This is a genomic window from Micromonospora tarensis, assembly GCF_016803395.1.
GTDB classification, from domain to species: Bacteria; Actinomycetota; Actinomycetes; order Mycobacteriales; family Micromonosporaceae; genus Micromonospora; species Micromonospora tarensis.
Genome location: NZ_JAEVHL010000015.1, coordinates 22,214 through 47,132, shown reverse-complemented (window position 1 = coordinate 47,132; position 24,919 = coordinate 22,214). Strand labels below are relative to the sequence as shown.

The window sequence follows — 24,919 nt, the reverse complement described above, 5'->3', positions numbered from 1 at the left end:
TCTTGCGGATGTTCGCTACCGGGTTGGACCGGCAGCCTCTCTCCTGTGGATCGCCCGCGTTGGGCCGAAGAACGGGGACAGGCTGAGATGGGGCAATTGGTCGCACAAGATCGGTTGGTCGGCCGTGAGGACGAGCGCGTCCTGTTGGAAAAGACAATCGCCGAACCACCCCGTCGCTCCATTGTCGTGACGGTCGAGGGTGACACCGGAATCGGGAAGAGTCGACTTCTCGCCGAGTTCATGGACACCGCGATCGAGCGCGGCTATGCCGTGCTACACGGCCGCGCCAGCCAGTTCGAGGTGGGGCTGCCCTTCGGCCTGCTCCTCGACGCGCTGGCCGGGGACGGACCGCGGCACTTCGACAATCGACGCCGTCCCGAGTGCGAGCCCCTGGTGCAGCTCGCGCACTCGGTCGGCGCTACCTGGCGTACCACCGGCGCCGCACCGGCCGTCCTTGACGCCGAACGTCACCAGCTCTATCGGACCGTACGGGAACTGCTCACCGAGACGGCTGGGGGCGGCGGCCTGGTCGTGGTGCTCGACGACGTGCACTGGGCCGACGAGGGGTCCGTCGAACTTCTGGACCACCTGGTACGCCACCCCGCGGACGGTCCGGTCATCTTCGTCCTGGCCTACCGCAGCGGGCAGTGCCCGGTACGGCTCGCCCTGCAACTCGGCCGTGCTGAGCCCGTGCCGACCCGGCTGGTCCTCGGTCCGCTCTCGCCGTTGGCGGTTGACGCCTGGCTCCCGGAGATCCCGCCGCACCGACGCCGGGTGTTGTACGAGGTCAGCTGCGGCAACCCCCTCTATCTGGAGATCCTCGCGGCCGGCACGGATGAGGTCGTGTTCGACGCCGACTCCGCGCCGGCGGTGGCGGACCACCGCGTCGCAGCCGCCCTCGACGCGCTGATCAGCGCCGAGCTGTGCGTCCTGTCCGGCGCGGAGCGGCTGACCGTGCAGGCCGCGGCGGTCGCCGGAGAGGACTGTGATCCCGCGCTCGTCGCCCGGGTCGCCGGGGTCTCACCGGCCGTGGTGATCACCGCCCTGGACGGCCTCGTCCGGCGGAGGATCCTCCAGCAGGCGGACGGTCGGATCGTGTTCCGTCATCCGTTGCTCCGAGCGGCCGCCTACCAGAGCGCCGGGGCGGCCTGGCGGATGGCCGCGCATGGCCGGATGGCCCGGCACCTGGCCGAGGAGGGCGCCGGCCCGGTCCGGCAGGCGCAGCACCTGGAGCACTGCGCGCGCGCCGGAGCCGAACAGGCCGCCGAGGTGCTGGCGGCGGCGGCCGAGGCAGCGCTCGACAGTGCGCCCGGCACCAGCGTCCGCTGGTTGCGGGTCGCGCTGCGGATCATCCCCGAGCGCGGCGACACGGCCGACCGCCGCGCGGCTCTGCAACTGACGCTGGCCCGGGCGCTGATCATCTCCGGCAGTCTGGGCGAGAGCCAGCAGATCCTGCACGAACTGATCGGCGAGGCACCGAGGTACCGGTGTGCGGCGACCGAACTGCTGGCGGCGACCGAACGGATGCTGGGCCGCGTCAGCGAGGCGCGGGCGTTGTTGTCCGGCGAACTGTCCCGGTTGGAGGACGCCGGCGCCCGCACGGAGGCCACCTTGCGTCTGGAGTTGGCGACCACGGAGATCCTGGCCGGACGGTTCGCGGACGCGGCGGACAACGCGGCCCGGGCGGGTGGGTTGGCCGAGCGGGACGGTCGTCGTGGGATGGCCGCCGCGGCGAGCACCCTGCTGGCCCTGGCCTGGCTGCTCGACCGGCGGTCCGGAGCCGATGCCGGCGGGCAGCTCTCCCGTGCCCAGTGGGCCGTGGACGGCCTCGACGACGGGGCACTACGCGACGTGATCGACCTTGTCCCGGCGCTGGTCTGGACGGAGCTGTTGGGCGAGGCGCAGGACGCGGCGCCACGGCACCTGGCGCGGGGCTTCCGGGTCGCCCGAAGGTACGGCCGCGGCCACGTCCTGCCCGAGCTGTACCTGGTGCGAGCGGTCCTGCACGGCCGGCTCGGTGATCTGCGGCAGGCGCAGCGTGATGCCGAGGATGCCGAGGAGATCGCCGGGGCAGTGGGCAGCGACGAGCTGCGACGGTTCGCGATGGCCATTCGGGTGCCGTTGCTCGTCTGGCGCGATGGCCCCGCCGCAGCCGCCGCACCCCTTGCCGAGCTGCGGGTCAGCGAACCGCTGCGCTCGCCATGGTGGCATTCGATGGCCCGGGTCGGGCTCGCCGCGGCACTGATCGAGTTGAGCCAACCGGAGCCCGCGCTGGCGCTGCTACTGGACGACGGTGTGCCGGTGGCGACCGCGGAAGGGTTGGCCCTCGCGGCCCGGGCCCAGGTGCTTCGCGGCGACCTCGCCGAGGCTGAGAAGCAGTTGGCCCGAGCCGCCGAGTCGGCGCAGCGCAATGGGTTGCGCGGTGAGACGGCGACGGTCGGGCAGGCGCGGGCGGAGTTGTTGGCGAAGCGCGGGGACCTGGTGGCGGCGGTGGACGCCGCCCGGCTGGCGGCCAGCTCCGCGGCGCTCACCCATCAGCCACTGCGGGAGGGGCAGACCCTGGTGACCCTGGCCACGATGCTGCATCACGCCGGCGACCTGCCGGGCAGCCGGCAGACCCTCGCGGTGGCCAAGCAGCGACTCGGATGGTGCGGGGCGGACTGGCTGGTGGGCCGGGCGACCAACCTGCAGCGGCGGTTCGCCGCCGCTCACCCCCGCTCTCGGGAGGACCGGCCAGACCCGTTGTCCGCGCGGGAACGGGAGATTGCCGTCATGGTCTCCGAGGGACTCAGCAACCGCGCCATCGCCACCCGGTTGTTCCTCAGCACCCGGACGGTGGAGTCGCACGTGGCCCGGATCTTCGTCAAGCTCGGTGTACCGACCCGCGCCGCGTTGGCGCGGCATGTCTCGCTCGCCGATCGCTGACCTCAACCCGGGCGACATCGCCGTCTCAGCCAAGATCGCGGCGGCGGAAGATGACCAGAGCGGTGGTGAGTGCGACCACCGTGTATCCGGCGAGCACCGCGGCGGCGACCGGGCCGCTGGTCACCGGATCCACCCCGAATCCGCTGGCGCCCAACGCGGCCGCGACCGAACCGGAGCTGGTGCTGAGCAGGATCGAACCGACTGCGCCGAAGAGGGGTATGACTGCGCCGAGGCCGTTCACCAGGTTCTCCACCATGAGGGTCCAGAGCAGCCCGATGCCGATCGCGGCGGCCAGGTTGCGGGTGGCCAGGGCGAGGGTGAATCCGACCGCACCCCACGCGGTCACGATCAACCAGACCGAGACCAACGCGACGGCGAGCCTGCCCGGCCCGGGCCACCGGATCGCCTCGCCCTCCGCCGCGGCGATCGCTGCGCTGCACAGCGCGCTGAGCGCGATCGTCAGCACCGACAGGAGTAATAGCACCAGGACCAGCGCGAGGAACCTGCCGAGCAGGAACGCGGTCCGGTCGGCGAAACGCGCCAGTACGGTGCGGGAGCTTCCCCACCGCTCGTCGCCCCCCGCGACCAGAGCCCCGAGGATGAGCATCACCGGGCCACCCCACATCGGCAGCGCGCCCACCACCGTACGGTCCGCGCTGGCGGGCAGCAGACTGGTCAGTAGTTGTCGCAGCTCGTCCGGGGACTCCCCGGGCACGGATCGGTAGACGATGTACGTGATCAGGTAGACGAAACAGATGATCTGGAGCGCCCAGACCGCGGTGAGTACCCGGAGCGCCGGTCGACGGCGGAGCGTGAAGAGCGCTCCGCGTAGGCTGCGTGCCGTCATTCGCCACCGTCCTTCGGGTCGACACGACGAGCACCCGCACCCGGCGCCGTCGGCCCGGCGGGAGGCGACCCGGCACTGGTGGTCGGGCCGGTCAAACCGAGGAAGACATCCTCCAGCGAGCGGTGTGCCACGGTCAGCTCGCTGACCCGGACCCCGGCGAGGACCAGCGTCTCGTTGATCTCCGCGGCCCGGTCCCCGGGGATTTCGAGTTCCAACAGGTCACCGTTGGTGCGGATGGGGCTGAGGCCGGGGACGGATCGCAGGCGGGCCAGCGCGGTCTCCACCGGCTGCGCCCGGACCGACACCAGGCCCGGCCCGCCGAGCTTGGCCTGGAGCTGAGCCAGGCTCCCCTCCATCACCAGCCGCCCGGCATGGATGATGCCGACCCGGTCGCAGACCTGCTCGACCTCGTCGAGCAGATGACTGGAGAGGAACACGGTGCGCCCCCGCGCGGCGAGCGCCCGGAACAGGTCGCGCATGGCAACCATGCCGGCCGGATCGAGCCCGTTGGTCGGTTCGTCGAGAATCAGCAGTTCAGGATCATTGAGCAGGGCTGCGGCCACCCCGAGCCGCTGCTTCATACCCAGGGAGTACGTGCGGAAGGGGTGGTTCGCCTGCGCGGTCAGTTCCACCTCGGCGATGCCCGCGTGCGCCTGAGCATCGTCGACTCCGAGATATCGGGCCAGCAGCCGGAGGTTGTCCAAGCCGGACAGGTGAGGCTCGAACGCGGGCGACTCGATCAGGCTGCCCACCCGGGCCAGCGCGCGCGGATCACCGAGCGGACGACCGAGCACCCGGCCGGTGCCGGCACTCGGGCGGACCAGTCCGACCAGCATGCGCATCGTGGTGGTCTTGCCGGCGCCGTTGCGCCCCAGGAACCCGTAGACCTCGCCCGGATTGACGGTCAGCCGCAGATCGCTGACGGCTCGGATGTCCGGCGGGTAGGACCGGGTCAGCCCATCCGTTTCGATGACCGGCGCGGTGCGGGCGGCGGAGGACGTCCGGCCCGGGGCCGTACCGAGGGCGCTCATCCGGCCTGCTCTGGTTGACCTGCGGCGAGCCGGGCGCGCCGGCGCCGGAGGTACCGGATGAGAAGGGTGAGCCCGACCGCCTCGGCGGCGAGGAGGGTCACCGCGGCCGGCGGGTTGACCCACCGGCTGAGATTCACGTACCAGGCCGTGAGCACTGCCACGGACAGCGTCCCGGCAAGCAGGATGACGGTGAGCCCGTACAGCACATGGATCGGACGGTCCCGGCCCCGGAAAGATTCGAGGCCGCGCCGGCGCAGCAGCGCGGTCCAGAACCGGTACGTCTCCTGGCGCAGGTCGAGCATCCCGACCGCGTGGTTGAGCATGAAGTACCCGTCGAGTCGCAGCACCGGCAGCAGGTTCAGCAGCACGGTGAGCGTGCCGTACAGCAGCAGCGAGCCGGCCAGCGCGTGCGCGTGGCTGCCGGGCGTGCTCAGCAGCCAGCCGACGGTGAAGGGCACCAGCGCGACAAGGTTCACGAAGACCCCGGCGAAGGCGGTGTAGACCCGGTGTCGGCGGCGGGCGAACAGCACCACGTCGTCGGTCTTGCAGTAGGGCGTGAGCAGGGGAAACCGCCACAGGACGCCGAGTTCGGTGGCCGCTCCGCCGAACCGACGGCAGGTCAGCCCGTGCGCGACCTCGTGCAACGCGATCACCAGCCAGGTGGTGGCGAACGACACCGCGGCGAGCGGGTGCCCGATGTTCATCCGGGACGCGGCGTACAGATCGCCAGCTCTGCTGACCGCCAGCACCACGCAGACGGCAGCCGCGACCAGCGCCGGCACCACGAACCAGGGCGAATACCACCAACCCAGCCGCGGCGCCAGCCAGCGCAGGAACCGGTCGGGGTTCACGATCGGGAACCGCGCGTACCACAGCCGGCGCCGCCCCGAGCGGCGCTGCTGGTCCGCGCGGTCCCGCAACTCGACCAGCTCGACGTCGTCATCGACCACCGCACCGGCCTCGGTCTGCTCGACGAGCAGTTGTCGGCGACGGAACATGTCGAGCAGCGCCGTCCAGTGTGCGGAACCGAGCCGGCGGCCGAACCGGTCCGCATACGCCGTCTCGACCTCCGCCCTCGTCTGCCGTCCATCCAGCTGGGAGAGGAGAAAGAACTCGCGCCCACCCAGTTGGTAGAACCAGCCGGTACGCGGATCCTTCACGAAGTGCACTGTGCTGTCGCCCCGACGCAACGGGGCGCCCAACACGATGTCCGCACGCACTCGCGGCGGCAGCTCGTGGAGGCCGGGAACGGTCATGCCGTCACCGCCTCGGCCTCGGTCAACGCCCGCTCCATCAGGTACGACAGGTAGATCTCGTCGAGGATGCTCGTCCCGATCCGGTTGTTGGTCATGTGCACGTACGAGCTGAGGAGCACTGTGAACGCGATGTCCGGGTCGCTGACGGTGGTCGGTTCGCTCTGGCCGCGCCGCCCGAACACCAGCTGACCCGTCTCGGCGAGCCGGACCACCTCCTCCCGCAGGAGCAGCGCGTGGCGAGCCCAGTCGCGTTCGAGGGCGGTCAGTCCGGGGTGGGTGGAGTCCCGGCTGCCGTCGCGCAGCCGGGCCAGATGTGCGCCCAGCCCGACCGCCACCCGATCGAAGCCCGCGTCGAAACGGTCGTGGTGGGCGTCGCTGCTCTCCTGGTACAGGTTCTCCCAGAACCGGCGGTAGTCGGCGAAGAACCGGGCCACCCGCAGGGCGTCGCCGAGGAAGGCGAAGCACAGCACCGCCGCGAACCGTGCGGAGCTGCCCAGCCGGACCGAGCTGACGTGCATGTTTGTCGTCGCGAGCAACCGCAGGACCAGATCACTGGAGACCTCGAAGTGCCGTTCGGCCAGTTCGACGCCGGCCGGGCCGCCGTACCTGTCGTACTCCGGCTCGTAGGGCTCCAGGTGCACGCTGTTGTTGGCGCGGAGCGGCATCTCCTCCAGTTGGCCGTACCTCTCCCGCCACTGTTCCTCGCCGTACTCGGCGAGGAACAGTTTCCGGTACACCTCACCGGCGTTGGCAGTCGACGCGTCGTAGAGGGCTGGCCGGTGCTTGAGGAAGGCGCCGATCGCCTCCTGTGCCACGAGCTGGACCTCGGCCGACGCGGTCTCGTCCGTCGGCAGCAGGCGCAGGCGCACGTGCGGACCTTCGAGCCAGTAGCGGATGAAGAACCAGCGCCGCAGCAGCCCCCGGCCGCGCAACTCGGACACCAGGGGCTCGACGCACTGCGACAGCAGTGGATCGCTGTTGCTGGCGTAGTGGATGTGCAGGCTGATCCACCTGGTCATCGCGCCTCCCGAGGGGTTGCGTTGAATGCGAGGACGAGTTCGCTGACGTGCGCGCCGTCCCGGTCGGTGAGCCACTGTTGACAGTGGTCCGGCAGCATCTCCGTGAAGACGAGGCGGTTCTCCGCGGCCCGGGCCACGGCCGTCAGTAGGTTCAGCGAGAAGTAGCTGTCGAAGTCGATGTAGAGCGGTTTGTGGGTGCCGAAGGACGGGGCGCTGCCGGCCGCCCCGCCGAGGGCGTCCGGGGTGACGAAGACCCGCCGGGGCAGCCCGTGCCGGCGCCGCCAGCGGGCCCACGCCAGCATCGTCTGGCTACCCGGCGCGTCGGCGGCGGATGTCGGGAGGCAGTCCGGGTGGGCCTTCCACATTCGTCGCTGGAGCACGACATCCCGGTAACGGATCCGCGGATAGCCCACGATGCCCCGGTCGGGCAGCGGCACTGTGGTGCCGGCCCACAGGTCGATCGGGGCCATCCCGGTGGGGGAGAAGGTCATCAGCACCTGCTGGATCTCGGGCAGCGCCATCGGTAGCAGGAAGCCCAGGTAGACCGGGACCACCTCGACGCCGAGCCGGCGCGAGCGGAGCACCAGTCGGTCCTGGGTCGGGTCGTCGTACAGCACCAGGTCATCGATGGCGATCTGCTCGTCTGCGGGGCGTGAACTGATGTCACCCGGACAGACCAGCTCGTACGGGGTGGCGGCCGGGTGCAGGTTGAGGTTGGTGTCCTCGTGGCCCCCCTTCAGCTCGGCGAAGACCACCCCGTGCGGTTGGGCGGCGGACAGGCCCCGGGCCAGCAGGTCGCCGTCGTCGCCGCCGAGCCACCGGGCGAACCGGGAGAGCATCAGCGCCGGCCCGGTGAACGCCTTGTTGACGACGCCGAGCGGGCCGTCCGTCGTACGCGCCAACTGGAGGAAGAAGCCGTGCGCCTCGACCGGTCCGAGCGTGGCGGGCACCCGCTCGCGCAGCTCGGTGAAGAATTCGTCGTCGAGGACCAGTTCGGTGGCGTCCGGCGGTAGCGCCGCGTATGCCGCGTTGACCAGGCGGCCGGCCGCCTCGCGCGCGTCGTCCAGTGCGTCGATCTCGGGTAGCTGGAACGTGTTGGCCTGCGGGACGTACCGGTTCTCCCGGTCGAACGGGCGGCGGCGCAGCTGGCTGCTGACGAAGTGGTCGAAGAAGTCGTCCAGGTACTCGTGGGCGAACGTGAGCAGGTCATCAGTGTGCCCGCCGGCACCGTACCGGGCGCGGAAGTATCCCTTGGTGACCAACCGCCGGCTGAGCTGGACGTCGAAGACCGGCAGGACGCCGGCGACCACTGACAGGTCGGCGGTGAGCCGGCCCCAGGAGCGCCGGTCGGCGGTGACCCGCGCGGGCAGCACCACGTCCTCGTACAGGAGTGTCGCGGGCAGTGTGACGTCCGGTTGGTCGAGGTCGGCATGGGCGCGCACCAACTCGGTCCCGACGGCGTCGAGCAGGTCGCGCCGCCGGTGCAGGCCAGCGGCGGGGTACGCGCTGAGGTGGTGGTCCACCGCGTCGAGTCGGTCGGCCAGCAGGTGGGCCCAGGGCTGGTCCAGGTCGCGCAGTGCCGACCGGAAGCCGGCCAACGGGTCCGGATGGTGGATGTCCACCCGTAGCGCGGGTGCCACCAGCAGACCCAGCCGCAGCAGATGGTCGAGGTAGCGTTCGACGTCGGTCGGGCTGCGGGTGCCGGGGGCGAGCCCGACGAGCGCGTCCACCACCTGCCGCAGCGGCCGCGTCCGACCATTGCCGAGCAGGCCGGTCAGATCCCGCATCAGTTCGCTGGTCGGCAGGTGGAACAGGCTCTCGTGCACCCGGCTCAGCTCCATCGCGCCACCGGTCCGGCTCGCCCTCGCCTCGCGGCGCAGGTACGACAGTCGTTGCGCGCCGGAGCGCAGCCCGGTGACGAGTCGGACGGGAAGCTCGGACCGGATGTCGGCGCGGGCGATCACCGCGTTCGCCAGCCGACCGAGCGTGGCTACGTTGAGCCGGACGTGGTGCTGCTCGCCGGCGTGCTCACGGACCAGCCGCAGCGCGGCTCCGGAGCCGTCGTCGAAGGACCCCTCGCAGACGGTGGTGAAGGTGGAGAACGGGCTGGTCTTGGTCGCCGCGCGGTAGACGTACTCGAGCAGGGAGCGTTCGACCCGACGGGCGCGTTTGTTCAGCGGCGCGTCCCCGGCCTCAAGATAGCGGGGCAGTTGGCGGTCCAGGGTCCGGGAGGAGAGCAGCAGCCCGTGCCGCAGCGCCGGTTCACCGGCGACATCGCGCAGCGCGGACCGCCGGACCGGCCACTCCAACGCGAACAGGGCGTCCCCGGCGGCCAGCTCGTCATCGAACCGGTGCCGGGAGTCCAGCCAGTCCCGGTACTCCGCGCTCACCTCGGGCGCTCCCGCCGCCAGGACTGCGGTGGCCGCCGAGGGGTCGCGAGGCCGCCGGTTGTTGAACACCTCCCGGCGCAGGTTGATCAGCGGTGTCCGCAGCGCCGAATCGGCAGGCTGGGCGGCGACGGCGGCGGCGAGCAGATCGGCGATCCGTTCGCCGGTGGCGAGCAACTCCGCCTCGATGTCGACCAGGCGGTTTGCCCAGGCCGCGGTGCGGGGGAAGGCCAGCCGCTCGGTGGTGTCCAGCGGGAGCCCGCCGATCCGGGCCAGGAAGCTGTCAGGTGTGGCGAACTCGGGCCGCTGGCCACGACGGTCGGGTGCGGTGACGGTCATGCTGCCTCCTCAGCTCGGCTGTGCGGTGCCGGTCGGCGGGGCGACCGGGTAGTCGAGGCCGCCGTGAGCTGGGCGGTCGTGTCCGATCAGGGTGAACAGCAGGGTTCGGTGACCGGTGCCGGTCAGTCCGAGCGCCTCGTCCAGCACCTGGTTGTCCAGCCCGAGGACGGTGCCGCACCCCACCCCGAGGACGTCGCCGCCAGGTAGGTGACCTGTGCCGAGCTGCCGGCGACCGCGTTGAGCAGTCGGTATCCGCGCGGGCCGAAGTGGTCGAGCGCCTCGGCCAGCCGGCCGGAGATGGCGAGTACCGCGGCGACCTGCTCCATGTTGTAGTTGTTGAGTTCGTAGGCGCGCTGGAGCAGCCCGGCCATCGGCTCGACCCGTACCGGTGTGAGTCGATGCCCGGCGGGCTCGTAGGTGTAGCTCCCGGCGGGAAGCCCGTCCACGTCGTTGACCACCGCGTGTAGCCGGGCGAGCGGTGCCGGGCCGGTCAGGTCGGTGGGGAAGGCGAGACCGGCGGCGGCGCAGCGCAGGATCCCGCCCAGCTCGGCCGCGGTGAGCCGGCGGCCCCGGCTGAACTGGCCGAAGCTCGACCGCCTGCGGCGTAGCGCCGCGCTCAGGTCGGTCCGCCACCGCTGGGCCGGGAGTTCGGGTAGGGCGAGCCCGGTGCCGTGCGGGGCGGGTGGCGGCTCGACCGGCAGCGCCGCCGGTCGTGCTTCGGTGGTCAGCAGTGTCGCCCGGTGCACAGGCGCCAGCAGTTCGGGCTGGAAGGCGCGGCTGGACCGTTCGAAGCGGGCCGCCCGCACCGCCGCCGCGGCCGGCGGATTGCCGGTCGGCGGCGGCCCCGGCAACGGTACGACAGCCAGCGCGCTCTCCGACTCGGTGACCAGCCCGAGCCGCGTGTTGATCGTCTCGTCGGCGAACCAGAGCACCGGTCGCAGCTGCCGGCCGAGGCCTCGGCCGATCAGCTGCCAGGACCCGAGCAGCGCACCCAGGTCCTGGGTGACCACGTGGTAGCAGAAGTTGTGGTATTTGTAGGCGTTCTTCCAGAACCGCACCGTGACCACCAGGAACTGGTCGGCCCGTTGTCCGCCGGTGTCGCCGAGGCAGGCGTCACTGATGGCGCTGGCGTGGTCACCGTTGGCCAATCGCTGCCAGGCCCGGTGCGCGGTGTGGAAGTGGTAGACGCCGGGGCGGGTCGGGGCACCGGCACCGGCAACCCAGTAGATCTCCAGTGGGTACATGCCGCCGCCGGACGCGGTGCCCCGACTCCAGGTCGCTTTCGGATAGTGCGTCTGGGTGAGCAGGTCCTGGTTCCAACTGGCGGCCACCCGCCGCTCCTGGACCGCGTACGCGAGGCTGGCCAGCGTGCTCACCTCGGCCGCTGTCCACGGCCTGTCGGTGTCGTCGCCGGCGGCGAGCAGGTCGGGCAGCCGGCCCAACTGGCGGGCCGACCAGCGCGGTGCGGCGAGCATCGGTGCGCCCGGGTAGGTGGTGTTCTTCGGTGGGGCGTCGGACCAGTCCACCTCGAAGCCGGGAGGCGTGAGGGGCTGGCTGTACCGCCGGAAGACGGCCTCGGCGTACTCCCGTACGACCTGCGTGGACTCTTCTGTCATCGGGTACGCCTGTCTCACGGGAAGGGGTGTGGGTGGAGGTTCGCGGTGGCGCGGGTGCGCTTCAGCCAGGTGGCCAGTCGCGGATGGTGCAGCGCCCGCTGGCGGGCCCAGCCGAAGTCGATGGGGAGCAGCCCCGGGGCGACGACCGCGCTGGTGTGCACCCCGCAGAGGCGCTGTTCCGGGCAGGTCTGGTCGACCACGAGCACGTCGGTGCCGAGCGCCGCAACCTGGTCCACGACGTAGCGCAGATCGTCGGTGAGATCGTGGTTGACCGGTCGTTCGGCGAGCCAGTCGTCGTACAGCTCCGCCATGCCGCGCAGGGGCGGGTCGGCGAAGAGGAAGGCGGCGTGTTCGGCCATCTCGGGCAGGCCGTAGAGCAGCGCGTGATGGCGCAGCTCGGTCAGCCGCTCGTAGTTGGTGGCCATCGGGCGGACCTCGTCGAGGGTGGCGGTCACCCGTTGGGTGAAGCCGGGCACGTACGACGCGGTCTCGCAGAGCGCGGCCCGGACCGCGTCCTCGGGGTCGAGTGAGCTGCCGGCGGCGAAGCAGAGGTTGCCGATCCCGCCGTCGCGACGTACCGCCACCGCCATCACCACCGGCACCGGCAGGTCCATCCGGAGGTCGAAGAGGCGCACGTCGTAGCCGAAGAGGTTGATCCGTTCGCGCATGAACTGGACCTCGGGGCTGCGGACCGTACGGATGTCGATCTCCGGTACGGTCCGCCCCGTGTACCAGGTGAGGAGGAAGGCGTCCCGTTCGATCAGTTCCAGCAGCCCGTAGAGCGCGGCCTCCTCCGGGCAACTGCCGCTGGCACAGCCGTTGGAGCACTCCTGGACGAAGTTGTCCTCCCCACGGTGCCGGTCGAGGTAGTAGACGAGCTGTTCGGGTACGAGTACCGGCCGCAGATCGCGCAGTGACTGACCCCAGACCCAGCGCATCGACAGCTCCGGGTGGAACGGCTGGGCGTGGTGCGACTGCTCGTAGAAACCACTGCGGTAGCTGCCGCACTCGCGTGGGTCGAGCGCGTTCGGGCCGAGGTTGGCGTAGCTGTCGTGGACGCCTACCGTCCGGGCCCGTGGTTGCTGGCCGGCGTACCGTTCCAGGCCCTCCAGGATCCCGGCGCGTTCGCTCTCGGCATAGCTGTCGGCGTGGCCGCTCCACCAGGAGTCGTGCAGGTCGTATTTGCTGCGGATTCGGAACAGTCCGCTGACCGGGGCGGTGGCGCCGAACTGGTAGACGCGCGTCGCCGAGGTGCCGAGCGGGCCGCAGACCCGGTCCACGTAACCGTGCAGGCGATACTCCTCGGTGCCGCGCAGCCGGTACCGGTCAGGCGCCGGCTTCGGGCGGGCGACGAGGGGCCGATCCGCGTGCTCCGCGGTGTCCGCGACCGGCGTCGCGCACCGGGGGCAGAGTGAGTCGGCGATCAGGGTGTGCCGTCGTACCACGGCGGTGTCGAGGGTGACCTCGTACACCGGTGCCGTGCCCGGCGCGGTCGGCGGCTGCGCCAGCAGGTGGCTGGCGACCTGCCAGAGCCGGCTCAGGGTGGTCGGTAGGAGGGCCGCCGCGTCGACACCGCCGGTGCCGCCCACGCCGTGTGCCCCGTTGGCGCCGGCCACGGCCACTCGTTCGAGCGCGCGCCGCTCGGCCATCGGCCGGGTCTCCTGCCAGCGTCGCTCCAGGCAGCGCACGCACGGGGGGATGTCCGAACCGACCGGCCCGACGAGCGCGGTGTGACCGTAGAGCCGTACCGGTAGCAGGACCTGGCTTGTGGGCTGCGCTGGAGACACCGGCCCGGTCAACCGATCGTCCAGACCCAGCACGTCGACGTCGACGTCGTACGGTAGCCCGCGCGCCTGCTCCGACAGGTACCTGGTCACCGTCTCCACCGGGGTGGAGAGCTGGGCCGTGCTGGCGGTCATGGGCACCGCTCCTCACATCTCGACGGGTCGGCTCTGGTAGGAGATGACTGGTCCGGCCGGGCTGGCCGGACCAGTCGCCGCCTTGTCGGGGGATGGCAATCAGGCGGAGTGGGTTGGGACCACCGAGTAGGGCACCCGGCCGGTATTTTGTGGTCGATGGTGCTGTCGGGGTGTTGCCCCGCGACGGGCGGTGGTCGAGACCGCCCGTCGCGGTCAGCCGCAGCTAGAGGTGCTGGAGCTGGTGCTGCAGCAGCTGGACGTCGAGCAGGAGCAGCAGCTCGAGCAGGAGCAGCTCGAACTACAGGAACCCGCTTCCTGGTCCGGGAAACCGGCCAGGTCCTGACCGACCTCGGTCAGGTCGAGAATCTCGAAGGTCTCGGCCTCGATCTGGAGGAGCTCGTCTTTCAGCTGGTTGGTAAGCATGTGTCACCTCCCTTCCCGTACGGGTGCCCTACCGGGTGGTCCCTCACCGATGGGTGCGCTGGTCATCCGCCGCCCATCCGGATGCTGTCGGCGGCGTCGGTTTGTCGCGTGTCATCAGCGGTGCCGCTGGTTCGGTCGCCAGTGCCGGCGTACCGCCCGCACTAGCGACCGCTGATCAACACCCGTCCGCAGTGGTAGCCGCCGATGGCCGCGACGTCGGCCGGGGTGGTGGCGACGAACAGGGCGTCGTGTCCGTGGTCGTTGAGGTGATCGAGCAGTGCCGCGCGACCTGCCGGGCCGACTTCGGCGTGCGGTACGACGGTCGGTGTGAGCACCGGAGGCAGGTTGGCGATGAGCGGGTCCCCGAGGTCGACCGGCTCGTCGTGGTAGGTGGCGACCTGCACGCTGCCGAGCAACTGCGTCAGCGCGTGTCGGACCGCCTCGGCGCGATCTTCGCCGACGCCGACCCGCCACCCAGACTCGTCCGGCTGGTCGAGCCCGGCCAGTACCACCGGCACCGGCCCGTCATCCACGAGTCGGAGCACCGGGGCGTGACCGAGGTGTCCGAGGCAGTCCCGGAGAAAGGCCAGCTGGGTGTCGTCGCCCAGCGCGGCCGGATCGAGCGCCGCGACCGGGGCCTGGCCCCGAAGCAGGCGTTCCAGGCACTGGTAGGCGAGCGCGTTGCGGAGCCCGGCGTCGGCCGCCGAGGTCGGGTCGTTACCCACGCCGATGCCGGCCGGGCCGACCTCGAAGCCGCACTCCCGGTTCCACGAGGTGTTCGGGAAAGCCGCTGCGGCGGGTACGTACCGGGGTTCCCCCGTCACCAGCGAGATCGCCCGGATCCAGCCGGTCCGCTCATCCGGCCCGGTCGCCCGCAGCCCTGCCCAGGTGGCGAGCTGCTCCGGCCGGATCGTTGGCGCGTCGAGCTCGTCCGACCGGGTCACCCGGGTCGGCACGGCGGCGAGCAGGTCCGCGTAGTGGCCGACGGCGACGCGGATGGCGGACATCCGGGCGCGGAGGACCGTCTCGACGTCGAAGGCGACGAATTCCCGTGGCACGCCGCCGTACCCCGCTGGTGGGGCGACCCGTAACCGTCCGGTGGGCAACGGGGACTGGCGCAGTTGGTCGTCGGTGAACTCGGAGAAGATCCCGGTCCGGGGGTCGATCAGGCCGGCCAGCCGCTCGTAACGAGACTGCTCCGACTCGTCCGGGTCGGGTGGCTCGGCCGCCAGGCCGCTGCCGGCACAGGTGGGGCAGTGCGGATGGGCGATCAGCCGAGAAAGGCTCGCCTCCAGGGTCACGGCTTCCTGCACGACCACCGCGCCCCTGGTCTCCGGCGGGAGCGCGCCGGACAGCTCGCGGAACACGTCGAACGCGGCGGCGTTGCCGATCATCCGGCTGACCGTTCCGGTGACTGCCGACTGGTCCGGGCTGATCGGCCCCAGCGCGATCGCCCGCCACGTGTCGGCGGCCACCGCCGGTGGATCGTTGGCGGCCAGCCGTAGCTGGGCGCAGGTCCAGCAGCCGGCGGTCGCCGGGCCGGCGAACGGGCCGAGTACCGCGCGCTGCCCGCGTAGGACGGCCGGCAGGAATCGTATGCCGGCGGCCCGGCAGCGTCGGGCTAGTTCGGCGACGAGTGCCAGATCGGCCTCGTCCGCGCAGTAGACGACGACGTCGGCGTCGTCGAAGCTGTCGGTGACTTCGACAGTGGCGTCCATCGCGGACGCCTCCGCCTCGATGTCCCGGCGGTACGGGTCGTCGGCTGCGGGGCCGGAGAGTCGCAGCGTGCCGAGGCCGTTGCGGAGCAGGCCGGTAGCGAGCGCGTGCAGCCCTTCGCCCGCCCCGACTGCCACCACCCGGGCGCTCCGGTAACTCAGGAATCGCGCGACCGGGTCATCGGCGAAGTGGCCGAGGAACGCGATCTGGTCGGCGAAGAGCGCGGTCAGTGCCGGTGGCAGCGCGGCTTCCGGTGGCGGTGCGAAGTCGTGGGCCATGCCGCGATCGATCAGGGCCTGCACCAGGTTGGCGACGGCGACCGACTGCGCCTTCGGTAGTCCCGCGCACAGCTCCGACACGCTGTGGTCGCCGGTCAGGTAGGGGCTGATGGTGGACATCAGCCGGTAGGTCGACGAGCCGCGCAGCAGCATCGCGGCCTGGGCGCTGCGGACGTAGACGCCCTCCTCGCTCGGCAGCCAGACCACGTCGCCGCGCAGGCGGGGCCGGGCGTCCAGTCCGGTGGCGCCCAGCGACCCCGGGTCCGTCATCTGATCTCCCAAGCGTCGATCTCTGCGGGACTCTGACAGCACGGACTCTTCGTGACGCCGATATCGAGCGTCAAGGAATCCGGGGCGGATTCAGTAGTTCTCCCGATGCTGTCCGTCACCGCGTCTCGACGATCGCGAGTGATGGGTTTGCGCGGTATTGTCGGATCGCCCGCCGGGACGTGAGCCGGCAGCGCACGGCATGATCCGACGAACGATCATCCGGGGCGGATCGAGTCAGGGGTGTCGGGTCCGGTCCCCAGCCCAGGCGGCTTCGAGGATCGCGGTCAGGCTGGCGGTGTCGGTCGGGCCGGGATGGTTCTGGATCAGGCGGGTGACGCCACTGGCCATCTCCGCGAAGCGCGGGAGGTCGGCGCGTGCCACGCCGATGTCCGCCAGGGTGGCAGGGATGCCGATGTCGGCCAGGAGCCCGTCGAGCCAGCTGAGGAACGTGTCCGCGGCCTCGGCATCCGAGGCGTCGGTCACGTCGAGCCCGCACACCCGGGCGAGGATGGCCAACCGGTCGCCGACGGCATCCCTGGCCGCGTCCAGCGCGTAGGGCAGGAGCAGCCCGACGCCCAGGCCGTGCGGCGTGTGTGTGGCCGCGCCGATGGGGTACTGGAGCGCGTGCGGGGCCGCGTTGCCCGCGTGGGAGAACGCGAGCCCGGCGAGCATGGACCCGTAGGACATGTCCGCGCGCGCGTCCGTGTCGCCGCCGTCCCGGACCGCACGCCGCAGGCTACGGGCGATCCGCTCCGCGGCCAGCAACGCGTAGTGGTCGGTGATCGGGTTGCGGCCGAGGAACACCTGCTCCACCGGGTCGCGCGGTCCGTGGGGCCGGGGTCGCGCGGTGTAGCTCTCCACCGCGTGACAGAACGCGTCGATGCCGGAGTGGGCGGTGACGGTCGCCGGGCAGCTGTAGGTGAGCTCGGGGTCGACGATGGCGAAGTCGGGCACGATGTGGACGCTGGAGACCCCCACCTTCAGCTCACGGTCCGGGTCGGTCAGCACCGATACCGGTGTCAGCTCGGAGCCGGTGCCGGAGGTGGTCGGGACCGCGACGAGCGGAACCGTCGGCCCCGGCACCCTCGACTCGCCGTAATAGTCGCGCGGCGTCCCACCGTGGCGTCGGATGACGCCGACGATTTTGGCGAGGTCGATCACCGTGCCGCCGCCGATGGCGAGGATCACGTCGGCGTCCACCCTGGCGGCGGCCGAGACGGCCACTGCGACATCGGCGAGTGGCACGTCCGACGTCGCGTCGGAGAACACCTCGACGACCTCGACCTTCTCCCGCACGGCGGCCACGATCTCGGCCACGCCCGGCTGCCCGAGAAGAACCTGGTCGGTCACGATGAGGACGCGCGAGCCACTTTCGGCCACCACTCGTGGGATGTTCTGGGCGACCCCTTCGCCCACTATCAGCTGGCGTGGTCCGCGGACGGTCTCAAGCATGTCGGTGCCTCTCTGGAACGTCGGCGGCGATGTGCGGGGCGGACGTCCAGGTCAGCTGCGAGACCGGGACGGCGTCGGCGAGGTTGGCCGCCCGGGTGGCGTGGGCGCGCGCGCCGGGCGGCCGGAGCAGCAGGCCGGTCACGGTAGGTCGATCGCCGCGTAGGTGAGGTCGAGGTACTCACGGATGCCCTCGTGCGACCCCTCCTTGCCGATCCCGGACTGCTTCACGCCGCCGAACGGAGCTGACGGATCCGATATCAGCCCCCGGTTGATGCCGATCATCCCGGTGTCCAGCCCCTCGGTGAACCGGAGCGCCCGCTGGAGGTCACTGGTGAAGACGTATCCGACCAGGCCGTGCTCGGTGTCGTTGGCCTTCGCGATCACCTCGTCGTCGGACGTGAACGAGATGATCGGCGCCACCGGGCCGAAGATCTCCGTCGCCAGCATCCGCGCGTCTTCGGGCACGTCGACGAGGACGGTGGGCGGGTAGAAGTGCCCCGGCCCGGCCGGACGCTCGCCGCCCACCAGGACCCGGGCACCGCGATCGACAGCGTCGGCGACGAGCTCGTCGATCTTGGCGACCGAGGCCTCGTCGATCAACGCCCCGACGTCCACGCCGTCGTCGAGACCATGGCCCACCGACAGCGCGCCCATCCGCTCGGCGAAACGCGCCGTGAACTCCTCGCGCACCGGCTCCTCGACGTAGATCCGGTTGGCCGCGATGCAGGACTCCCCGATGTTGCGCATCTTGGCCACCATGGCGCCGTCGAGCGCGACGTCCAGGTCAGCGTCGGCACACACGATCAGGGCCGCGTTGCCGCCCAGCTCCATCGAGGTGCGCAGCACGTTGTCCGCAGCCTGCCTGAGCAGCACGCGCCCGACCTCGGTCGACCCGGTGAACGACAGCTTGCGGGTCCGACTGTCGGCCAGCAGTGCGGAGACCACCTGACCGGAACGCTTGGTGGTCAGCACGTTGACGACACCCGGCGGAACGCCGACCTCCTCCATGACGCGGGCCAGGAACAGCATGGTGAGTGGCGTCTGGGCCGCCGGCTTGGTGATCGTCGTACAGCCCGCGGCCAGCGCAGGAGCGATCTTGCGGGCACCCATGGCCAACGGAAAGTTCCAGGGCGTCACGAAGACGCACGGTCCGACCGGCTTCGGCACGGTGAGAATGCGATATCCACCTGCGGGAGCGACGCTGTAGCGCCCCTCGACGCGCACCGCCTCCTCGGCGAACCAGCGGAAGAACTCGGCGCCGTAGGCCACCTCCGCCCGAGCCTCGGCGAGCGGCTTGCCCATCTCGAGCGTTATCAGCCGGGCGAGCTCCTCGGATCGCTCGGTCAGCGCCCGGTACGTCGCGGTCAACAACTCCGACCGTTTCCGGGGCGGGGTCGCCGCCCACTCCGCCATTGCCGTGCTCGCCGCGTCCAGCGCGGCGAGCCCGTCAACGACGTCGGCGTCCGCCACCTCGGCGATGGTCTTGCCGGTGGCCGGGTTCTCGACGGCAAAGGTGGCTCCGCTCGCGGCGTCGCGCCAGGCGTCGCCGATCCGGAGCCGCCGGTGCTCGGGGGCCAGGGCGTTCATCGGGTCACTCATTGCGTCGCCTCCTGTGATCCTTCGTGCTGATGTCCGGCGTGCCCCGGCGATCGCGCTGGGCGCGTAGACGGACGAGTCACCCGCCCTCGTCGGGGACGAGGCTGCCGAGCGGGTCTGGTCCTGGCCGCGGGCCGACGCCCCGCGCCAGCGATCGCCACGCCGTCTCAGCGCCGTCAGGCCGTGCTCGCCGGTGACGGGTCGCCGAGGCTCGACTGCCACCTGCGGGCGCATGTCGCCGTCGCTGCCCGGCGCGGTTACCGCCCAACCTCGGACAGCGACAGCCCGGTGTCCGCGTCGAACAGGTGCGCACGGTCCAGGTCGACGGTGACACGTAGCCGCTCGCCGGGCGTACCGGTGACGGTGGGTCGTGCCTTGACCTTGAGAATCTCCCTCCCCACTCGGACGTCGACCACCGTGCGGTCACCGAGCGGCTCAAGCCCGTACAGCTCGCCCGACAACGACGCGTCCCCACGCTGCTCGACGGAGAGATCCTCCGCGCGCAGGCCCAGCAGCAGCGCCCGACCGTCCTCAGCCGTGGCCCAGCGGGGCCGCGGCAGCGTCCAGCCGTCCGCACCGACCAGACGATCTCCCTCGGCGTGGCAGGCGAGCAGGCTGATCGGCGGGCTCCCGACGAATCCTGCGACCCACTTGTTGGCGGGACGCTCGTACACCTCGGTCGGCGTTCCGACCTGTTGCACAGTGCCCTCCTTGAGGATCGCGACCTGGTTGGCCATGGACAGCGCCTCGACCTGATCGTTCGTCACGTAGACGAAGGTCGCGCCGAGGCTCCGGTGGATGCGGGTGAGCTCGGTGCGCATCTCGACGCGGAGCTTGAGGTCGAGGTTCGTCAGCGGCTCGTCCATCAGGAACGCGCGGGGGCGACGGACCAGCGCCCGGGCCAGGGCGACCCGCTGCATCTCACCGCCCGACAACTGCGCGGGTCGACGTTGCAGCAGACGTTCGATGTGCAGCAGGCTCGACATCTGCTCGACGGCGGTGGCGATCTCGCTCGCAGAACAGCGGCGTGCCCGCAGCGGCGAGGCGATGTTCTCGTACACAGTGTGTCGCGGGTAGAGGGCGTAGTTCTGGAAGACCATGGCCAGGTCGCGTGCGGCCGGGGCGTCAGCGGTCGCGTCCCTCCCGTCCAGACGCACCGACCCGGCGTCAAGCTTCTCCAGGCCGGCGATCGCCCGTAGTGTCGTCGTCTTGCCTGCCCCGGAGGGTCCGAGCACGACGAAGAACGAGCCGTCCGGCACGTCCAGCGTCACCCCGTCCAGGGCCTGGACCTTGCCGAAGGACTTGCGCAGCCCGTGCGCTGCCACGGTTCCCATCAGGCCACCAGCTCTTCCGTGCGCACGTCGTAGACCGCCGGGGTCCCGCCGCTGTGCCGCAGCCCGACCTTTGCGTCAGCGGCGAAACGATTGGTCGGTGGCATCCGGACCCGGACGTCACGCTGGCCGCCGTGGTCGACCACGTAGATGATTTCGTCGCCCAGCCACTCCGCCGAGACCACCCGGGCCGGGATCGAGCCTTCCGCCCCTGGCGCGGTGACCTCCAGCGCCTCCGGCCGGACGCCGGCGACCAGGCGACGGTCGCGCGGCAGGCCCGGCGGTGGGGTGAGCACCAGTCCGCCCTGCCCGTGCAGCTTCCCGTCGGCCACCTCCACCTCGATCAGGTTCATCGGTGGGGAGCCGATGAACGCGGCGCAGAACAGACTCGCCGGACGGTCGTAGACCTCCAGCGGGGTGCCGATTTGCTCGACGCGGCCCTTGTTGAGGATGGCGATCCGGTGACCGAGCGACATCGCCTCCACCTGATCGTGGGTGACGTAGACCATCGTCGCCCCCAGCTCTCCCTGTAGGTGCTTGATCTCCGTGCGCATGTCCGCCCTCAGCTCCGCGTCCAGGTTGGTGAGCGGCTCGTCCATGAGGAATGCGCGCGGTCGCCGGACCAGGGCGCGGGCGAGCGCGACGCGCTGCTGTTCCCCGCCGGACAGCTGGCGCGGTCGCCGGTCCAGGAGCGGACCGAGCCGCATCAGCCGGGCGGCCTCGTCGACCCGCGCGTGCACCTCCTGCTTGGGCAGCCCCTCGGCCCGCAGCGGGAACGCCAGGTTGTCGCGGGTCTTCAGATGCGGGTAGAGAGCGTAGAACTGGAACACCATGGCGATGTCGCGCTCGGCGGGCGGCAGGTCGTTGACCAGCGTGTCGCCGATCCGGATGTCACCGGTGGTCTGCCTCTCCAGGCCGGCGATGGCCCGCAGCGTGGTCGTCTTGCCGCAACCCGACGGGCCGAGCATCACGAACAGCTCGCCGTGGCCGATGGAGAGGTCCACCTGATCAACTGCGACGGTCCCGTCCGGGTAGCGCTTGTGCAGGGCGGTCACCTCGATCCCGGCCATCAGCGTCGCACCGCCCCGAGCGTCACACCGGCGATGAGGTGCCTGCGCACCAGGTACGCGAAGACCAGCACCGGTAGGGCGAACACCACGGAGGCGGCGGCCACCAGACCCCAGTCGGTGGTGGTGCCGCCGATCAGGCCGGCGATGGCGGGTGGTGCGGTCCGGACGCTGTCGCTGGAGGTGAGGAAGGTGGCGAACACGAACTCGTTCCACGAGAAGATGAGTGCGAAGACCGCCGTCGCGGCGATGCCGGGCACGAGCAGGGGAAGGGTGAATTTCCAGAACGCCTGCAACCGGGTGTAGCCGTCGAGCATGGCGGCATCCTCGTACTCCGCGGGCACCTCGTCGACGAACCCCTTCATCATCCAGATCGTGAACGGGACGTTGAAGGCGGCGTAGATGAGGATCAGGCCGAGCTTGTTGTCGATGAGTCCGACCTGGCGGTACATGAGGAAGATCGGGATCACGACCACCACGGGCGGCATGAAGCGGGTGGACAGGATGAAGAACAGCTGGTCCTTCTTGGCCTTCACCGCGAAGCGTGAGTAGGCCCAGGCCGCCGGCACCCCCAGCACGGTGGCCAGCACCGTGGACACCCCGGCGACCACCACGGAGTTGAGGAACGAGACGGAGAGGGCCGAGCGACCGCCGTCGGGGGCGACGAACACGTCCCGGTAATGCTCCAGCGTGACCGTGAAGTCGAAGAACTTGGCCGGGATGGCGTAGACGTCCCGGTTCTCCTTGATGGACGTCTCGATCATCCACAGCACCGGGAAGAGCATCACGACGGCCAGCACGGTCAGCAGCGCGACCTCCAGCGCGGAGCGGCCCCGGCCGCCGAGGCGGCGCGCGGGGGGCGGGTTGTCCCGGGCCGGACCGGTGGAGACGGCCTCGTCGACGGAGACGGCCATCAGCCCTCCTTGAGCTTGTTCAAGTAGCGCAGGTAGAACTGCGTGAGGACGATGACGACGAGGACCATGAGAATCCCGTACGCCGAAGCGGTTCCGGTGTTGAAGCCGAGGAACGCGACCTTGTAGATGTGGAACGACAACGTCTCGGTGGAGACACCAGGGCCTCCGTTGGTGAGGATGTAGACGAGGTCGAAGAGCCGGAACGCCTCGATGGCCCGGAACATCACGGCGATGAGGAGCAGCGGCCACACCAGCGGAAGCGTGATGGTGCGGAACCGGAACCACTCGGACGCCCGGTCGATCGAGGCGGCCTCGTAGAGGTACTTGGGCACCGCGCTGAGACCGGCGAGTGCGATGAGCATGATGAACGGTGTCCACTGCCAGGTGTCGACCACGATCAGGGAGATCAGTGCCGTCCGCTGTCGGGTCAGCCACTCCACCTGCCCCAGACCGACCGAGCTGAGCATGCTGTTGACCACGCCGAACTGCGCGTCGAGCATGAATCGCCAGAACAGCCCGACCACGACCGGCGACAGCATCATCGGCACCAGGAACAGCGTGGTCAGCACTCCTCGCCCGTGCGTGCGTCGGGAGATCAGGTAGGCGATGCCGAATCCGAGCACTGTCTGCAGGCCGACCGCGCCGATCACGTAGATCAGCGTCGTCAGGGCCCTCGTGTGGACCTGCGCCGAGGTCAGGATGGCGGTGTAGTTCCCGAACCCGATGAAATTGGCGGGCCCGCCGCGGGTGGCCGAGTAGTCGGTGAAGGACAGGTACAACGACCACAGCAACGGGAACACCGACATGGCGAGCAACAGCAGCATCGCGGGGGAGATGAAGGCCACGGCGAGCCCGCGGTCGCTCAGCCGGCGGGACCGACCCGGTGCAGGTGGCGTCGCGGACACCACCTGCCCGGGGTGGTCGGTCGTCAGAGGGGCGGGGTCTTTCACAGTCCGCCGCCACCCTTGCGGTTGCTGGAGTCGAGCACGCTCTGCTGCTCCTTGGCAATGTCGTCGAGCGCGTCCTTCGGCTTCTTCGCGCCGTTGAGGGCCGCGTTCACGTTGGTGTTCTCGATGTCGACGAGGCGCGCGTACTCGGGCACGTTCCACATGTCCCGCATCCGCGGCACCGAGTCGGCGTACACCTTGTTGAACGGCCCGGCGTTGAGGAACTCGGGCGACTGCAGCGCGTCCGTACGCGATGGCACGCCACCGGCCGCGGCCCACTTCTTCTGGACGTCAGCCCGCTCGAACCACTTCATGAAGTTCAGGGCCTCCGCCTGGTTCGCCGCGGCGGAGTAGGCCGACACGTGCATCCCCATACCGCCGAGCGGGACCAGGTTCGTCTTCTGGCTCGGCAGCGTGGCGAAACCCAGCTTGTCGAGAATCTGCTCCCGCGTGGTGCCGAGCGTCGACTGCTTCGGATCGAGCAGGCCGCCGCTCGCGGCGATCCAGTTGAACGCGATGCAGGCCTTGCCCTGGGCGACCGCCGCGTTCACCTCGTCGATGAACCAGTTGCCGGAGCCCTTGGCGGTCAGCGGCTTCATCTTGTTGACCAGGACGTCCATCGCCTCCTGGCCCGCGGCGTCGTTGAGGACGCCGTCGATCTTGCGGTTCTTGGCGTCCCAGAGGTTGCCGCCGTAAACGCCGTTGACAGTGTTGTAGGTGACGGCCGCGGCGTCGGAGCCGTTGGCCTGGTGGAAAGCCAGCCCGCTGACGCCGGGGTTGTCCGCCTGGCACTTCTCGGCGGCTGAGATCATCTGGTCCCAGGTCTGCGGTGGCTTGTCGCCGATCAGGTCCTTGCGGTAGATCATCGTCCAGGTGTCGCCGAGCAGCGGCAGGCCGTACAGGCTGGCGTTCTCGTCGCGCTTGCCGGTCTCCGCCTGCGGGAACTGGCCGTACGCCGCCAGCAGGTACGGGTTGTAGGCCGTGACCTCGATGTTGTTCTTGACGAAGTCGGTGAGGTCGAGGATGTTGCCGTTGGTCACGGCCTCGCCGATGTGTTGCGAGTCCAGGATCGCGATGTCGAAGTCGGTCTTGCGCGCGGCGAACTGGGTGAACATCGCGTCGTGCCAGTTCGCGTTCGGCACGGTGTTGACCTTGATGGTCGCGTTCGGCCGCTCCTTCTTGTACTCCGCGTTCGCGAAGGTTTCCAGTGCCTGGGCGGGGGGCCAGTCGAACCAGATGAAGCTGAGGGTCAGCGGGTCCTTGGTGAGCTCCGGGATGGTCGCCGGTGCCTTGGGGGCGCTCGCCTTCGCGCCGTCGTCCTTGCCATCGCCGCAAGCCGCCACGGTCGTGACCAGCAGCAGCATGGCCGCCGCCGCCAGGTGTACCTTTCGACCGGGAACGGATGTTCGTCCTGTTCGCTTCGGATACCGCATATTCTCGCCTGCTTTCCGGGTGGGGACTTCTAGGGCCTCGCTATGTGCTTCGCCGAGCGGTTGCTGGGTTGTTCAGGCGTGTTGCCGGGCTGGCGCGGGGATCGAGGTACAGCGATGGTGGGCGGTTCCGCGATGGTGCAAAATGGCGGGCTT

General features: G+C 70.5%; 19 protein-coding genes. 2 read left to right on the top strand and 17 right to left on the bottom strand.

Annotation, left to right across the window (positions count from 1 at the left end; all coding sequences use genetic code 11):
* Positions 1 to 87: 87 nt before the first annotated feature.
* On the top strand, positions 88 to 2,925 hold the full coding sequence (locus JM949_RS05740; protein ID WP_255545528.1) for an ATP-binding protein: 2,838 nt from the start codon (positions 88 to 90) through the stop codon (positions 2,923 to 2,925).
* A gap of 25 nt (positions 2,926 to 2,950) precedes the next feature.
* Here the strand turns inward: JM949_RS05740 and JM949_RS05735 are convergent, their stop codons facing one another.
* The 8 genes from JM949_RS05735 to JM949_RS05700 are packed head-to-tail and all read right to left on the bottom strand — an operon-like array spanning position 2,951 to position 13,339.
* The gene (locus JM949_RS05735) at positions 2,951 to 3,772 is read right to left on the bottom strand and encodes an ABC transporter permease subunit (RefSeq protein WP_203147397.1); all 822 of its coding nucleotides are present in this window, start codon (positions 3,770 to 3,772) and stop codon (positions 2,951 to 2,953) included.
* A complete protein-coding gene (locus tag JM949_RS05730) occupies positions 3,769 to 4,803 on the bottom strand; it encodes an ABC transporter ATP-binding protein (RefSeq protein ID WP_203147396.1) in 1,035 nt (344 codons plus the stop codon). The genes JM949_RS05735 and JM949_RS05730 overlap by 4 nt, the downstream gene beginning before the upstream one ends.
* Entirely contained in the window at positions 4,800 to 6,059 is a 1,260-nt protein-coding gene (locus tag JM949_RS05725; protein WP_203147395.1) for a zinc metalloprotease, read from the bottom strand. The genes JM949_RS05730 and JM949_RS05725 overlap by 4 nt, the downstream gene beginning before the upstream one ends.
* On the bottom strand, positions 6,056 to 7,078 hold the full coding sequence (locus JM949_RS05720) for a thiopeptide-type bacteriocin biosynthesis protein (protein ID WP_203147394.1): 1,023 nt from the start codon (positions 7,076 to 7,078) through the stop codon (positions 6,056 to 6,058). Before JM949_RS05720 ends, JM949_RS05725 begins: the two co-directional genes overlap by 4 nt.
* Complete coding sequence (locus JM949_RS05715) at positions 7,075 to 9,804, bottom strand: lantibiotic dehydratase (protein ID WP_203147393.1); 2,730 nt, start codon at positions 9,802 to 9,804, stop codon at positions 7,075 to 7,077. The genes JM949_RS05720 and JM949_RS05715 overlap by 4 nt, the downstream gene beginning before the upstream one ends.
* 9 nt (positions 9,805 to 9,813) lie before the next feature.
* A complete protein-coding gene (locus JM949_RS05710; protein WP_203147392.1) occupies positions 9,814 to 9,951 on the bottom strand; it encodes a hypothetical protein in 138 nt (45 codons plus the stop codon).
* The gene (locus tag JM949_RS05705) at positions 9,927 to 11,420 is read right to left on the bottom strand and encodes a nitroreductase family protein (protein WP_238432646.1); all 1,494 of its coding nucleotides are present in this window, start codon (positions 11,418 to 11,420) and stop codon (positions 9,927 to 9,929) included. Before JM949_RS05705 ends, JM949_RS05710 begins: the two co-directional genes overlap by 25 nt.
* A gap of 14 nt (positions 11,421 to 11,434) precedes the next feature.
* Positions 11,435 to 13,339 (bottom strand): TOMM precursor leader peptide-binding protein, encoded by a 1,905-nt coding sequence (locus JM949_RS05700; RefSeq protein WP_203147390.1) that lies wholly within the window; start codon positions 13,337 to 13,339, stop codon positions 11,435 to 11,437.
* Between the two features lie 190 nt (positions 13,340 to 13,529).
* On the opposite strand from JM949_RS05700, the gene JM949_RS05695 reads away from it, so the two are divergent.
* Positions 13,530 to 13,682 carry a hypothetical protein gene (locus JM949_RS05695; protein WP_203147389.1) on the top strand — a complete coding sequence of 51 codons (153 nt, stop codon included), beginning with the start codon at positions 13,530 to 13,532 and terminating at the stop codon, positions 13,680 to 13,682.
* Between the two features lie 241 nt (positions 13,683 to 13,923).
* Here the strand turns inward: JM949_RS05695 and JM949_RS05690 are convergent, their stop codons facing one another.
* From JM949_RS05690 to JM949_RS05650, 9 genes are all read right to left on the bottom strand, one after another.
* Positions 13,924 to 16,026 (bottom strand): TOMM precursor leader peptide-binding protein, encoded by a 2,103-nt coding sequence (locus JM949_RS05690; RefSeq protein ID WP_203147388.1) that lies wholly within the window; start codon positions 16,024 to 16,026, stop codon positions 13,924 to 13,926.
* A gap of 234 nt (positions 16,027 to 16,260) precedes the next feature.
* A complete protein-coding gene (locus JM949_RS05685) occupies positions 16,261 to 17,409 on the bottom strand; it encodes an iron-containing alcohol dehydrogenase (RefSeq protein WP_407664696.1) in 1,149 nt (382 codons plus the stop codon).
* A gap of 61 nt (positions 17,410 to 17,470) precedes the next feature.
* Positions 17,471 to 17,620 (bottom strand): hypothetical protein, encoded by a 150-nt coding sequence (locus JM949_RS05680; RefSeq protein WP_203147386.1) that lies wholly within the window; start codon positions 17,618 to 17,620, stop codon positions 17,471 to 17,473.
* Positions 17,617 to 19,077: an NAD-dependent succinate-semialdehyde dehydrogenase gene (locus JM949_RS05675; protein WP_203147385.1), complete on the bottom strand. Its 1,461-nt coding sequence runs from the start codon at positions 19,075 to 19,077 to the stop codon at positions 17,617 to 17,619. The genes JM949_RS05680 and JM949_RS05675 overlap by 4 nt, the downstream gene beginning before the upstream one ends.
* A gap of 254 nt (positions 19,078 to 19,331) precedes the next feature.
* Complete coding sequence (locus JM949_RS05670) at positions 19,332 to 20,408, bottom strand: ABC transporter ATP-binding protein (RefSeq protein WP_203147384.1); 1,077 nt, start codon at positions 20,406 to 20,408, stop codon at positions 19,332 to 19,334.
* Positions 20,408 to 21,475 carry an ABC transporter ATP-binding protein gene (locus JM949_RS05665; protein WP_203147383.1) on the bottom strand — a complete coding sequence of 356 codons (1,068 nt, stop codon included), beginning with the start codon at positions 21,473 to 21,475 and terminating at the stop codon, positions 20,408 to 20,410. Before JM949_RS05665 ends, JM949_RS05670 begins: the two co-directional genes overlap by 1 nt.
* On the bottom strand, positions 21,475 to 22,386 hold the full coding sequence (locus tag JM949_RS05660) for a carbohydrate ABC transporter permease (protein ID WP_203147382.1): 912 nt from the start codon (positions 22,384 to 22,386) through the stop codon (positions 21,475 to 21,477). Before JM949_RS05660 ends, JM949_RS05665 begins: the two co-directional genes overlap by 1 nt.
* Complete coding sequence (locus tag JM949_RS05655; protein WP_309232020.1) at positions 22,386 to 23,294, bottom strand: carbohydrate ABC transporter permease; 909 nt, start codon at positions 23,292 to 23,294, stop codon at positions 22,386 to 22,388. Before JM949_RS05655 ends, JM949_RS05660 begins: the two co-directional genes overlap by 1 nt.
* 38 nt (positions 23,295 to 23,332) lie before the next feature.
* A complete protein-coding gene (locus JM949_RS05650; protein WP_238432645.1) occupies positions 23,333 to 24,697 on the bottom strand; it encodes an extracellular solute-binding protein in 1,365 nt (454 codons plus the stop codon).
* Between the last annotated feature and the right edge of the window lie 222 nt (positions 24,698 to 24,919).